Raw genomic sequence first — 12,525 nt, 5'->3', positions numbered from 1 at the left:
GGTTTGTAGAATCATTATCCACGAGGCTCGCGGGCTGGCCGGACCGCCCGAACGCCTTGTCACCGACCCCGGGGCCGCTCCTGCAGCGGCCCCGTCCGCTTCCCCGCCCCGCGCCCGATGACGACCGCTCCCGCTTCCCCCGCCGCCACGGCGCTCTGGCCCGATCCCGAGCGCGCCAGCCGCTTCCAACTCTGGCTGGCGCCGCTCGCGGCCGCGCATGGCCTGCTGCCCGGAACGCTGGCCGCCGCGAGCAGCGACGCGGGATTCCGGCGCTACCTGCGGATCGCCGCCGCGGACGGCCGCACGCTGATCGTGATGGACGATCCGGCCCAGCCCAACCAGGTGACGCGCTTCGTCGAGGTCGGCCAGCTCATGGCCGGTTGCGGCCTGCACGTGCCGGCGCTGCTCGCGCATGACGCGGCGCTTGGCTTCGCGCTGATGGAGGACCTGGGCACCAGCTCCTACATCGAGGTCCTGCTGCAAGCCCAGCGCGACGGCGACATGGCGCGCCCCCAGGCACTGATGCGCGACGCGACCGGCGCGCTGCTGCGCTGGCAGTCCTGCGAGGCCGCGCGCGCCGACGGCGCGCTGCCGCCCTTCGACGAGGCCTTCGTGCGCCGCGAGCTGCAGATCTTCGTCGACTGGTGCGTCCAGGCCCATCACGGCCGGCAGTGGGACGAGAAGCAGCGCGGCTACTGGGACCGCACGGTGACGCTGCTGGCCGCCAACATCGCGGCGCAGCCGCGCGTGCCGATGCACCGCGACTACATGCCGCGCAACCTGATGATCTGCCCGGCCGATGGCGGCACGCCGGGCATCCTGGACTTCCAGGACGCGGTGATGGGCCCCATCACCTACGACATCGCCTCGCTGCTGCGCGACGCCTTCATCTCCTGGGACGAAGCGGAGGAACTCGACTGGGCCGTCCGCTACTGGGAGGGCGCGCGCCAGGCCGGCCTGTTCGGCCAGGACCCGGCCGATCCCTCCGGCGAGGACCCGCACGAGATGGCGCTGGACTTCGGCCTGTTCTGGCGCCGGCTGGAATGGACCGTGCTGCAGCGCCAGCTGAAGATCATGGGCATCTTCTGCCGCCTCAAGCACCGCGACGGCAAGCCGCATTACGCCGAGGACCTGCCGCGCTTCTACGCCTACGTCGTCAAGACGGCGACGCGCTACGTCGAGCTGTCGCCGCTGCTGCGCCTCATCGAGGACCTGCAGCCGCAGTACACGCAGACCGGCTTCAGCCTGCGCTGATCAGTCGCCGGCGGCGGGCGCGGCCGTCTTCGCCTCCTTGGCCGCCCGGGCGGCGAGCAGCTCCTGCGCGGCCAGATAGCTCGGGCAGCCCGCCGCGGCCAGCCACGGATCCTCGTCCCGGCCGCCGAAGATCTCGATCAGGAAGTCCATGAACGCGCGGGTGCGCGCCGGGACGAACTTGCGCGTGGGCATCGCCGCCCACAGCTGGTAGTTGTAGATCCGCCATTGCGAGAGCACGCGCTCCAGCGCGCCCTCCATCAGCGCGTCGCCGACGACGAAGGACGGCAGCCCCGCCACCCCCAGCCCGTGCAGCGCGCAGGCGTACTTGGTGTCGACCGAGGAGGTCGTCATCACCGGCCGCGACGGGATCGCGAAATAGCTCTCCGCGGTCAGCCCGCCGGCGCCGCAGCGCTCGAAGGTCACGCCGCGCGCCAGCTCGTGGATCGGCGGCAGCAGCACGTCGTGCTGCTTGAGCTCGGACGGATGCTGGGGCCGGCCGCGCCGCCCGAGGTACTCGGGCGAGGCGCACATGATGACCTCGGTGTTGGCCAGCTTGCGCGCGATGAAATCGCCCTGCAGCGGGCTGCGCGTCGAGATGATGGTGACGTCGAAGCTCTCGTCGATCGTGTCGACCGGCCCCGGCGCGACCAGCTCGACGCTGACCATCGGATACAGCGCATGGAAACGGGCCATGTGCCGCGCCAGCTGATGGATCGCGATCGCCGGCGGCATCAGCACGCGCAGGTTGCCGCGCGGCTCGTTGACGGCGGCGGAGGCCAGCGCCTCGGCCTCCTCGATGTCGCTGAGGATGCGGCGGCAGCGCTCCAGGTAGCCCTCGCCGACATCGGTCAGCGACAGCCGCCGCGTCGTGCGGTTGAGCAGCCGCGCGCCGAGGTGCTCCTCGAGGTCCGCCACCAGCCGCGTCACCACGGCCGGCGCCAGGTCCAGCGCCCGCGCGGCGCCGGCGAGGCTGCCCTCGTCGATCACGCGGGTGAACACCCGCATGGCCTTGACCTGATCCATCCCGTCTCCTCCGGGCGGGCGCCGCGCGTGGCGGGCCGCCTCTTTCAACGTCGGTCGGCGAGCGGGCCGCCGCGGCGGCCCGGGGCCGTCAGGGGTGCGCGGCGATCACCTGCGCCACCGCGGCGGTCAGGCGCTTGCCGTAGGGCACGTGCAGGAACTCGTTGGGGCCGTGGGCGTTGCTCTTGGGGCCCAGCACGCCGCACACCATCATCTGCGCCGCCGGGAAGCCCTTCTGCAGCATGCTCATCAGCGGGATCGTGCCGCCCTGGCCGACGTAGCCGACCGGCTGGCCGAAATGCGCCTGGCTGGCGTCGTCCAGCGCCTGGCTCAGCCACGAGGACAGCTCGGGCGTGTTCCAGCCGGTGGCGCCATAGGCGCCGGCGCGGCCGTCCGGCACGAAGCTGACCTTGGCGTTGTACGGGGCGTTGTCCTCCAGCAGCGCCTTCAGCCGCAGCGCGGCCTCGTTGCCGTCGATCAGCGGCGGCAGGCGCAGCGACAGCTTGAACGCGGTGTACGGGCGCAGCACGTTGCCGGCGTTCTTCAGCTCGGGGAAACCGTCCACGCCGGTCACCGACAGCGTCGGCCGCCAGGTGCGGTTGAGCAGCACCTCGACCGGGTCCGAGGTCACCGGCAGCACCGGGCCGCCGTCCGCGCCGCAGGCCCAGGGCAGGCGCTTGTAGACCTCCTCCTTGAGGATCGCGGCGGTCGCCCGCGCCTGCTCGACGCGCACGCCGGGGATCTCGCAGTGGAAGGACTCGGGCAGCAGGCGGCCGGTCCTGGAATCCTCCAGCCGGTCCAGCACCTGGCGCAGGATGCGGAACGAGGACGGCACCACGCCCGAGGCATCGCCGGAGTGGATGCCTTCGGTCAGCACCTCGACCTTCAGCACACCCGAGACCATGCCGCGCAGCGAGGTCGTCATCCACAGGCGGTCGTAGTCCCCGGCGCCGGAGTCCAGGCACACGACCAGCGAGACATTGCCCAGCCGCGGCTTGAGCACGTCGATGTAGGCGGGCAGGTCGTAGGAGCCGGATTCCTCGCAGGTCTCGATCAGGCCGACGCAGCGCGGGCGCGCCACGCCCTGCTGGTCCAGCGCCATCAGCGCGGTGATCGAGGCGTAGATCGCGTAGCCGTCGTCGGCGCCGCCGCGGCCGTAGAGCTTGCCGTCCTCGTACTTCGGCGTCCACGGGCCGAGGTCGGCGCGCCAGCCGTTGAACTCGGGCTGCTTGTCGAGGTGGCCGTAGAGGACGACGGTGTCGTCGCTGGCGGCCTTGGTCGCGGGCAGCTCGAAGAAGATGACCGGGGTGCGGCCCTCCAGGCGGATGACCTCCAGCTTGAGGCCGGGAATCTTCTTGCTTTCCACCCACTGGGCGGCGTCGCGCACGACGCGCTCGATGTAGCCATGGGCCTGCCAGTCCGCGTCGAACATCGGGCTCTTGGCGGGGATGGCGATGTAGTCGCTCAGCGCGGGGACGATCTCCTGGTCCCACACCTTCTCGGCGAAAGCGCCCAGGGCGCTGATTTCATCGGCCTGCAGCGGCAACGACGGATCACGTGCGTTCATGCGGATCTCCTGCGCGGCCGGTCGGCCGCCTGGCGGGCCCGGACGCCGCGCGGGGTCGCGCCGGCCGGTCCGGACGGGTTGGGGGTGGATCGGCCGATTCTAGGAGCGTGCGTCCAGCCAGGCGCGCAGCCGGGCGAAGACCTGCTCGCGCTCAGGCTCGTTGAAGATCTCGTGCGCCAGGCCCGGGAAGGGCTGCGCCTGGACCTTGCCCGTGGCGCTGGCGGCCTCGGCGAAGGCGGCGCTGCCGGCCGGGGCCACGCAGCGGTCGGCGCCGGCCCACATCAGCAGCGTGCGCGTGGTCCAGCGCGGGGCCAGCGGCAGCGTCTCGGGCCCGAAGGACGCGATCATCTTCGCCAGCGTCGGCGTGATGCGGTCGTGGACCAGCGGATCGTCCTTGTAGGCCTGGACGACGTCGGCGCTGCGCGAGACCCAGCCCGCGTTGAGCCCGTTGCCCACGGCCAGGTGGGGCACCAGCGGCAGCGTGGCGCCGAGCAGGCCGCGCTGGAAGGCCGACAGGCCGGCGTCCAGCGCCGGGGAGCTCAGGACCAGGCCGTCGACGGGGCGCGACCAGGGCGCCTGCTCGAGCGCGCCCGCGACGAAGCGCGCCGCCACCGCGCCGCCCATGCTGTGGCCCAGCAGGATCAGCGGGCCGCGGCCCTTGCGCTCGTCGGCGCGCAGGCTGTCGATGGCGGCGGCGAGGTCGAGCAGCAGGCTGTCGCGGCGGGGGATGTCGCCGCGCGGGCCGCCGGAGGCGCCATGACCGCGCTGGTCGAAGCCGGCGGCATGCCAGCCCCAGTCGTTGAGCCGCTGGGCGAGGGCTTCGTAGCGGCCGATGTGCTCGCCGAGGCCGTGGACGATCAGCACGGAACCGCGGGTGGGCAGCGACAGGTCGGCGCCCCATTCCCGCCAGTGCAGCGGGAGGCCGTCATGGCCGGTCAAGGTCTTCATGGGCCCGGAGTGTAGGATCGCCCGCCATGTCCGATCGCCGTGGGCACCCCCACGTTTCGACGCCCATGACGCCCGCGCTGCTCGAGTCCTTTCCGCCCTTTCATCCGGAAGTCCGGCTGCAGCCGCCGCCCATCGAGCGCTGGCGGCGGGGCACGGGGACCGGCACCGAGTTCGTGCATGTGCTCGACTCGGGGCGGCCGGGGCCGTCGGCGATGGTGGTGGCGCTGACCCATGGCAACGAGCTGTGCGGCGCGATCGCGCTGGACGGCCTGCTGCGCGAGGCGTTCAGGCCCGCGCGCGGCCGGCTGGTGCTGGCCTTCGCGAACGTCGAGGCTTTCGGGCGCTTCAATGCGCTGGAGCCCTTCGCCTCGCGCTGCGTCGACGAGGACATGAACCGCGTCTGGGACGAGGCGGTGCTGCGTGGATCGCGCGACTCGGTGGAGCTGCGGCGGGCGCGCGAGCTGGCGCCCTTCGTCGACGCGGCGGACGTGCTGCTGGACCTGCACTCGATGCAGGAGCCCGGCGCGCCGGCGCTGACGATCTGCGGCATGACGGACAAGAGCGTGCCGCTGGCGCGCGCGCTGGGACAGCCGGAGACGCTGCTGGTGGACACCGGCCACGCGGCGGGCCTGCGGATGATCGACCGGGGCGGCTTCGCCGATCCGGCGAGCGGCCGGCAGGCGGTGCTGGTCGAATGCGGCGCCCACTGGGAGCCCGCGAGCGCGGACCTGGCGATCGACGTGACGGCGCGCTTCCTGCGGCATCTGGAGATGGCCGACGACGCGTGGACGCGAGGGCGGCTGCGCGCGCCGGCGCCGGCGAGGCAGCGGCTGGTGCGCGTCGGCGAGGGCGTGACGGCGGCGAGCGCGGGCTTCCGCTTCCTGATGCCGACGCATCACCTGATGGTGATTCCGGAGGCGGGCACGCCGCTGGCCGAGGACGGCGCGCGCCGCTGGGTCACGCCGCACGACGAGTGCGTGCTGATCATGCCGTCGCGCCGCGCCGGGCAGGCGGGGCAGACGATGGTGAGGCTCGGGCGCTACGAAAACTGATGTTCTTGCTAGTGGATCCAAAAACCAGTCATAGACACAGAAGGCATTGAGACCGACGCTCCCGGCTCCCGTTTGTCAGGAGCTCCCGTGATCGACATCGATGCCCTTTTCCCGCTGCGCTCGCCCGCGATGTCAGCGGCGCTGGAAGCCGCGCCAAAGCACGTGATCGCGGCCAATGCCTTCCTCAACTACCGCCATCCACTGACCGCCACGGACGAACGGTACGTCCTGACGTCGCATGCGCGTGGCGAGACCTTCGAGCGCCGCTTCTACTCCAAGCTCAGCTTCGATCCCGAGAGCGGCAGGATGCTCCCGCTCAGCCCCACCGGTCTGCACATGCTGCTGTTTGGCCATGTCGGTTGTGGCAAGAGCACCGAGCTCTGTCATCTCACTGCAGCGCTCCATCACCCGGGACGCTATTGGGTGGTGCATGTCGATCTCCAGGCGTTGATCAATCCGAACGATGCCCGCTACAGCGACACGTGGTTCGCGATCGCCGGGGAACTCGTCCGTCGACTGCAGGAGGACGGCATCACCATCCCCAATGCGCCGGTGCGGCGTTTCCACGACTGGTTTGCAGAGCACGTCTTCACCCAGGAACGCGTCCGCGAGATGGCCTCCAGCCTGTGCCTGGAGGCCCAGGCGGGTGGTGGCGTTCCGCTGCTGGGCAAGGTGCTGGGCCGCTTCACCTCGATGATCCGGGCCGGCAGTGCGTGCAAGGACACGCTGCGCGAGGTCATGCGAAGCACCTGCGCCGAATTCGCGGCGTCGCTCAACGCGCTGATCGCGGCAGCCACCGCGGCCCTGCATGACAGGGGAGGCCGGCAGCAGGTGCTCTTCGTGGTCGATGGGCCGGATCGCTTCAATCCGGGGGACTGGAAGCGCTTCTTCGTCGACGATGTCAATCAGCTGACCCAGCTGCAGTGCTTCGTCGTCTATGCGGCGCCCTTGGCGCTCAAGGTCAGCGGGCACCGGCTGGATCTGTTCGAGCACATCACCCTGCCCATGGTGAAGCTGCTGGAAAGCGATGGGACGACGCGTCGTCAGGAAGCTTTCGACGCATTGCGCGAACTCGTGCTCAAACGGTGTCATCACAGTCTGTTCGCATGCGTCGCCGATCTTGATCGCTTGATCGAATGCTCCGGTGGTCATCTGCGCGATCTGCTGCGCCTGCTGAGCTACGCCTGCGTTGATGCGGAGCACGGCCGCATTGACGCGCACGCGATGGAGTCCGCGATCGCGACCCTCGCGGCGGACTATCGCTATTGCCTGACCGAGGCGCAGTACCTGGCACTCGCCACGATCGACCAAGCGAAGATCAACGTCGGTACCAGCCCCATGCTCGCGGAACTCGTTGGCTCAGGCGCACTGCTTGAGTACAACGCCGGCTCGTGGCGCCACAGCCACCCGGTGGTGCGGACCTTGGCCGGATATGCCGCAGCCAGTGAGACCTTGGGAACGGCCTCCGTTCATGCGGAGGCGGCGTGATGTCCCTGGGAGCGAAGTCTGGGCCCCCGTCCATGGCCGGTTCGACCAAGGAGTGGATCCGGCTGTCCCGCCAGATGATCAGCAATGAAGGTCGATGGGGTCTGCTCGTACTCGTACATCGAGTTGCCGCATCGCCCGAGGCAGTCGCTGGCCAACTGGATGTGCGCTGGCCCGACATCCGGCGCGTCCATGCGGACGCTGCCCGCCATCCGGATTGGATGGCCCTGGAGGACTCCCTCGCCCTGGCCACCACAAACGGCGCGCGAGCCATCCAGGTCTTCGGCTTCGATCATTGGCTGCTCGACCCTGGTGGCGATTGGCTCCGCAAGCTCAGCCACATGAACTTTCGGCGCGAAGGTTTCTGTGACCGCGTTCCCGTTCCGCTGCTGTGGTGGATGCGGCCGGACACGATCCGGAGAATGTCGCTCAAGGCCGTGGACCTCTGGTCCTGGCGAGCGGCCTTGTTCCACCTCGTCGACGATTGAAAGTCCGGCGCCCAGTCCCTCAATCCCGATCGAACTTGAACACCGCCATGCTGGCCATCAGGTTGGGCAGCACGCGCACCTGGCGGCCCGCCTGCACGCCGAAGCTGTCCAGCACCCTCAGCCCGCACTTGCGCGCCAGGATCTGGAAGTCGGCGTAGGTGCCGACGCGGATGTTGGGCGTGTCGTACCACTGGTACGGCAGCACCCGCGTGACCGGCATCCGCCCCTGCAGCACCTGCAGCCGGTTGGGCCAGTGCGCGAAGTTCGGGAAGCTCACCACGCCGATGCGCCCGACCCGCGCGGTCTCGCGCAGCATCGCCTCGGTGTTGCGCAGGTTCTGCAGCGTCTCCAGCTGCAGCACGACGTCGAAGCTCTGGTCCTCGAAGATCGCCAGCCCCTCCTCCAGGTTGAGCTGGATCACGTTCACGCCACGCTGCGCGCAGGCCAGCACGTTCGCGTCGTCCAGCTCCACGCCATAACCGGTGCAGCCCTTGGCTGCCTGCAGATGCGCCAGCAGCTCGCCGGTGCCGCAGCCCAGGTCCAGCACGCGCGAGCCCGCCGGGACCAGCTCGGCGATCATGTCCATCACGGCCCGATCACTCATACCGCCACTCCCGCCAGCCGATGCGAGACCGGCGCCGTCACGCCCGGCACCGCGCGTTCGTGCTCCTTCGCGATCCGGTCGAAATAGGCGCGCAGCACGCCGTGGTAGCGCGGGTCCTCCAGCAGGAACGCGTCATGGCCGTGCGGCGCGTCGATCTCGGCATAAGAGACGTCGCGCTTGTTGTCCAGCAGCGCCTTGACGATCTCCCGCGAGCGCGCCGGCGAGAAGCGCCAGTCCGTCGTGAAGCTCACCACCAGGTACTTGCAGAGCGCGCTCGCGAAGGTCCGGCTCAGGTCGCCGCCGTGCTCGCGCGCCGGATCGAAGTAGTCCAGCGCCCGCGTGATCAGCAGGTAGGTGTTGGCGTCGAAGTACTCGCTGAACTTGTCGCCCTGGTAGCGCAGGTAGCTCTCGATCTGGAACTCGATGTCCGAGGTCGAATAGCCCAGCTCCGCCGATCGCATCTGGCGACCGAACTTCTCTTCCATCACGTCGTCGCTCAGGTAGGTGATGTGGCCGATCATCCGCGCCACCCGCAACCCGCGGCGCGGCACGACGCCGTGCTCGTAGAAGAAGCCGTCGTGGAATTCGGGATCGGTGATGATCGCGCGCCGCGCGACCTCGTTGAACGCGATGTTCTGCGCCGACAGGTTGGGCGCCGTCGCCACCGCGATGCAGTGGCGCATGCGCTCGGGATAGCGCAGCGACCAGTCCAGCGCCTGCATCCCGCCCAGCGATCCGCCCAGCACCGCCGCCAGCTGCCGGATGCCGAAGCGGTCCAGCACGCGCGCCTGCGCGTCGACCCAGTCATGCACCGTCACCACCGGAAAGTCCGCGCCGTAGACGCGGCCGGTGGCCGGATTCAGATGCATCGGGCCGGTCGACCCGAAGCACGAGCCCAGGTTGTTGACGCCGATGACGAAGAAGCGGTCCGTGTCGAGCGGCTTGCCCGGCCCGACCAGGTTGTCCCACCAACCCTCGCTCTTCTCGACGCCGGCATGCGTGCCGGCCACGTGGTGGCTCGCGTTCAGCGCGTGGCACACCAGCACCGCGTTGGACTTGTCCTCGTTCAAACGGCCGTAGGTCTCGACCATCAATTCGTAGCCGCCCAGGTGGGCCCCGCTGCGCAGGGTCAGCGGCTCATCGAACAACAAGCGCTGCGGTGTGACGTCACCGACAGATCCCATGGAACACCCCAAAAAAGCAAAACCCGGCGCCGCTGCTTGAAGCGGAACACCGGGTCTCGATCCGCGGATCGGGTGTCCCTCTTTAGCTGCATTTCTTGGGCGCCCGCAAGCCGGACAAATCGGCGCCATGGGGCGGGAGTATAGCCACGGCCCCGGGTCCCGCCGGCCCCGGAGCCGCCCGCCGGGCGCCTACGGCGCCGTGCAGAGGCAATGCACGATCGCGCGCACCGGCGGCTTGCTGCCCGCCGGGCCCGCCTGGGCCTGCTCGGCCAGCCAGCTCATGTCGGCCTGCGCCTCCTGCAGCGGCGCGGGCATCGTGGGCAGCCCGCCCAGCGCCTGCATCACCATGCCGCGCAGCGAGGGCGCGGCCGCATCGCCGACGCTGGTCAGGATGCGGTCGACCGTGCTGCGCTCGGGCTCGACATAGCGGACCGTCGGATCGTCGCCCAGCTTGGCGCGCTTGGCGGCGCTGGCCACCGCGTCGGCCAGCAGGCCGTTGCGGTCAACGAGGCCGCGCTCGAGCGCCTGCGCGCCCGTCCACACCCGGCCCTGCCCCACGGCGTCGATCTGCTGCGGCGTCTTCTTGCGCGCCTGGGCCGCCTTGCCGGTGAACTCGGCATAGATGTGCTCGATCGACGACTGCACCACCTGCGCCAGCCGCGGATCCAGCGGCCGCCGCGGGTCATAGCCGCTCGCCAGCCAGGTGGTCGTGTAGCCGCCGGTGTGGATCGACAGCTTGTCCAGCAGCTTCTCGCCGGTGGGCAGCATGCCGAACACGCCGATCGAACCGGTGATCGTCGACGGATCGGCGATCACCTCATCGGACGCCATCGAGATCCAGTAGCCGCCCGAGGCGGCCACGCCGCCCATCGAGATCACCACCGGCTTGCCGACCGCGCGCGTCACCTCGAGTTCGCGGCGCACCAGCTCCGACGCGAAGGCGCTGCCGCCCGGCGAATTCACGCGCAGCACGATGGCCTTGATCTTGTCGTCCTCGCGCGCCTGGCGGATCAGCTTGGACATCGACTCGCCGCCGATCTTGCCCGGACCGGCATTGCCGTCGACGATCTCGCCCTCGGCCACGATGATGCCGACCTGGCCCTCGGCCGCCGGCAGCTTCGGCGGCAGCTGCGCCACGTAGGCGCCCAGGTGGATGCGGCGCAGGTGCTTGTCATCCTTCGCGCCGCGCTTCTCGAGCAGCGCGTCGATCTCGTCCTGCGTCTTCAGGCCGTCGACCAGTTTCTCGGCCAGCACGAACTTGCCCGGATCGCCGTTGACCGCCGCCAGGCGCTGCGGCAGTTCGTCGATCGCGCGCTGGATCGCGCCCTTGGGCAGCTTGCGCGCCGCCTCGACGCCGGCCTGGTAGCGGGCCCACAGCTCGTCGTAGAGGTAGCCCTCGGCCTCCAGCGTCGCCTTCGACGGACCGTTGGCGAAGTAAGGTTCGACCGCGTTCTTGTAGGTGCCCACCCGCATCACGTTGGGCGCGATGCCCAGGCGGTCCAGCGCGTCCTTGTAGTAGTTGCGGTAGCGGCCGTAGCCCTCGATCAGGACGCCCCCCATCGGATGGACGTAGACCTCGGAGGCCTGCGCGGCGAGGTAGTACGCGCGCTGGTCATAGGCGTTGCCGTACGCCACCAGCGGCTTCCTGCTGGCCTTGAAGCGGGTCATCGCGGCTTCGATCTCGTGCAGCGCGGCCGGCGTGGCCGAGCCCATCTGGTCGAGGTCGATCAGCACCTGCGCGATCTTGTCGTCCTTGGCGGCCGCGTCGAGCGCGCGCACGATGTCGCGCAGCCGCGTCTGGGCGCGGTTCTCGCCCTTGATCTGCGCGATCGCCTGATCGCGCGGCGAGCCGGAGAACTGCTCGACGACCTCGCCCTGGATGTCCAGCACCAGCGTGGTCTTGTCCTGCAGCGGCTTGGCGCCGCGGGTCGAGGCCCAGATCAGGCCGATCACGATCAGCCAGAACAGCAGCGTGAACACCACGCGCCGGGTGCCGTCCAGGAACCACCACAGCCGGCCAAAGAGACGCCCGATCGGCGCCAACGCTCGCTTCACACCCATCCAGTCCTCCCAGGGTCCGTCAACGGAATGTCGGGCCGGCTCGCATCCGGAGCCGGATCGGGCGATTGTGAGCCCAGTTGCCAACCCCGGCGGGAAGTCAGCGGGGGACTCGCCCGTTGGAGGGATCTCCCGGTGGGACGCCTGAAAACGACAACGCCCGGCGCGGGGCCGGGCGTCGAGGCGCCGGGAGCCATCCGGCAGCGATCAGGCGTTCGCGGGCGGCAGCGTGTCCTGGAAGCTCTGGCGCGTCATGAGCTTGTCGAAGTGCTTGGCCAGGTTCGGGTGCGCGGCGCGCCAGTCGATCTGCGCGAAGCGGAAGTCCAGGTAGCCCAGCGCGCAGCCCAGCGCGACATCGGCCAGCGTGAAGTGGTTGCCGGAGCACCAGGTCTTCTCGCCCAGTCCCAGGCCCATCGCCTGCAGCGACGCGTGGACCTTGGTCATCTGGCGCTGCACCCAGGCCTGGCTGCGCTCGCCCGGCGCGCGGCCGGACCAGGTCTCCTCCAGGCGCGCCGCGACGCAGGCGTCGATCAGGCCATCGGCCAGCGCTTCCCAGGTGCGGACCTCGCAGCGCTCGCGGCCGCGGTCCGGGATCAGGCGGCCCACCGGCGACAGCGTGTCCACGTATTCGACGATGACGCGCGAATCGAACATCGCGCCGGTGATCGAATCCTGCCCCTCCATGACCAGGCACGGCACCTTGCCGAGCGGGTTCATCTTGAGGATGTTGTCGCTGCCCCAGACGTCCTCCAGCTCGAACTGATAGTCGAGCTTCTTCTCCGCCATGACGATGCGGACCTTGCGGACGTAGGGGCTGTGGAGGGATCCGATGAGCTTCATGGTGTCGGCGGATTCTAGCGAGTCG

11 protein-coding genes are annotated in these 12,525 nt (G+C 69.9%); 4 read left to right on the top strand and 7 right to left on the bottom strand.

From position 1 onward, the window contains the following. Window positions 1-117: 117 nt before the first annotated feature. Window positions 118-1,254: an aminoglycoside phosphotransferase family protein gene (locus tag ACEN96_RS03460; RefSeq protein ID WP_495586657.1), complete on the top strand. Its 1,137-nt coding sequence runs from the start codon at window positions 118-120 to the stop codon at window positions 1,252-1,254. On the opposite strand, the gene ACEN96_RS03455 is transcribed toward ACEN96_RS03460, so the two are convergent. From ACEN96_RS03455 to ACEN96_RS03445, 3 genes are all read right to left on the bottom strand, one after another. Next, window positions 1,255-2,277: a LysR family transcriptional regulator gene (locus ACEN96_RS03455; RefSeq protein WP_495586656.1), complete on the bottom strand. Its 1,023-nt coding sequence runs from the start codon at window positions 2,275-2,277 to the stop codon at window positions 1,255-1,257. Window positions 2,278-2,365: 88 nt separating this feature from the next. Further along, on the bottom strand, window positions 2,366-3,841 hold the full coding sequence (locus tag ACEN96_RS03450) for a M20 family metallopeptidase (RefSeq protein ID WP_495586655.1): 1,476 nt from the start codon (window positions 3,839-3,841) through the stop codon (window positions 2,366-2,368). A 99-nt stretch (window positions 3,842-3,940) separates the two neighbouring features. Then, complete coding sequence (locus tag ACEN96_RS03445; RefSeq protein WP_495586654.1) at window positions 3,941-4,789, bottom strand: alpha/beta hydrolase; 849 nt, start codon at window positions 4,787-4,789, stop codon at window positions 3,941-3,943. A gap of 26 nt (window positions 4,790-4,815) precedes the next feature. Between ACEN96_RS03445 and ACEN96_RS03440 the strand changes: the two genes are divergently transcribed. The 3 genes from ACEN96_RS03440 (at window position 4,816) to ACEN96_RS03430 (ending at window position 7,814) form a co-directional block, all read left to right on the top strand. Next, window positions 4,816-5,841: a M14 family metallopeptidase gene (locus ACEN96_RS03440; RefSeq protein ID WP_495586653.1), complete on the top strand. Its 1,026-nt coding sequence runs from the start codon at window positions 4,816-4,818 to the stop codon at window positions 5,839-5,841. Window positions 5,842-5,928: 87 nt separating this feature from the next. Further along, the gene (locus ACEN96_RS03435; protein ID WP_495586652.1) at window positions 5,929-7,329 is read left to right on the top strand and encodes a hypothetical protein; all 1,401 of its coding nucleotides are present in this window, start codon (window positions 5,929-5,931) and stop codon (window positions 7,327-7,329) included. 32 nt (window positions 7,330-7,361) lie between these two features. Next, window positions 7,362-7,814 carry a hypothetical protein gene (locus tag ACEN96_RS03430; protein ID WP_495586651.1) on the top strand — a complete coding sequence of 151 codons (453 nt, stop codon included), beginning with the start codon at window positions 7,362-7,364 and terminating at the stop codon, window positions 7,812-7,814. A 19-nt stretch (window positions 7,815-7,833) separates the two neighbouring features. Here ACEN96_RS03430 and metW read toward each other — a convergent pair whose 3' ends face one another. The 4 genes from metW to ACEN96_RS03410 form a co-directional block, all read right to left on the bottom strand. Beyond that, a complete protein-coding gene (gene metW, locus ACEN96_RS03425) occupies window positions 7,834-8,418 on the bottom strand; it encodes a methionine biosynthesis protein MetW (RefSeq protein WP_495586650.1) in 585 nt (194 codons plus the stop codon). Next, window positions 8,415-9,602, bottom strand: a complete 1,188-nt coding sequence (metX, locus tag ACEN96_RS03420) for a homoserine O-succinyltransferase MetX (RefSeq protein ID WP_495586649.1) — start codon at window positions 9,600-9,602, stop codon at window positions 8,415-8,417. Before metX ends, metW begins: the two co-directional genes overlap by 4 nt. Before the next feature lie 189 nt (window positions 9,603-9,791). Then, entirely contained in the window at window positions 9,792-11,663 is a 1,872-nt protein-coding gene (gene sppA / locus ACEN96_RS03415) for a signal peptide peptidase SppA (protein ID WP_495586648.1), read from the bottom strand. A 204-nt stretch (window positions 11,664-11,867) separates the two neighbouring features. Then, complete coding sequence (locus tag ACEN96_RS03410; RefSeq protein ID WP_495586647.1) at window positions 11,868-12,500, bottom strand: glutathione S-transferase family protein; 633 nt, start codon at window positions 12,498-12,500, stop codon at window positions 11,868-11,870. Between the last annotated feature and the right edge of the window lie 25 nt (window positions 12,501-12,525).

This window comes from Roseateles sp. Mitsp63, from assembly GCF_059491535.1.
This window is presented reverse-complemented; position numbering and strand designations above follow the sequence as displayed.

Bases quoted from the DNA above. Each gene is read 5' to 3' on its own strand.
- ACEN96_RS03460 (WP_495586657.1), top strand. From the start codon at position 118: ATGACGACCGCTCCCGCTTCCCCCGCCGCCACGGCGCTCTGGCCCGAT.
- ACEN96_RS03455 (WP_495586656.1), bottom strand. From the start codon at position 2,277: ATGGATCAGGTCAAGGCCATGCGGGTGTTCACCCGCGTGATCGACGAG.
- ACEN96_RS03450 (WP_495586655.1), bottom strand. From the start codon at position 3,841: ATGAACGCACGTGATCCGTCGTTGCCGCTGCAGGCCGATGAAATCAGC.
- ACEN96_RS03445 (WP_495586654.1), bottom strand. From the start codon at position 4,789: ATGAAGACCTTGACCGGCCATGACGGCCTCCCGCTGCACTGGCGGGAA.
- ACEN96_RS03440 (WP_495586653.1), top strand. From the start codon at position 4,816: ATGTCCGATCGCCGTGGGCACCCCCACGTTTCGACGCCCATGACGCCC.
- ACEN96_RS03430 (WP_495586651.1), top strand. From the start codon at position 7,362: ATGGCCGGTTCGACCAAGGAGTGGATCCGGCTGTCCCGCCAGATGATC.
- metW (WP_495586650.1), bottom strand. From the start codon at position 8,418: ATGAGTGATCGGGCCGTGATGGACATGATCGCCGAGCTGGTCCCGGCG.
- metX (WP_495586649.1), bottom strand. From the start codon at position 9,602: ATGGGATCTGTCGGTGACGTCACACCGCAGCGCTTGTTGTTCGATGAG.
- sppA (WP_495586648.1), bottom strand. From the start codon at position 11,663: ATGGGTGTGAAGCGAGCGTTGGCGCCGATCGGGCGTCTCTTTGGCCGG.
- ACEN96_RS03410 (WP_495586647.1), bottom strand. From the start codon at position 12,500: ATGAAGCTCATCGGATCCCTCCACAGCCCCTACGTCCGCAAGGTCCGC.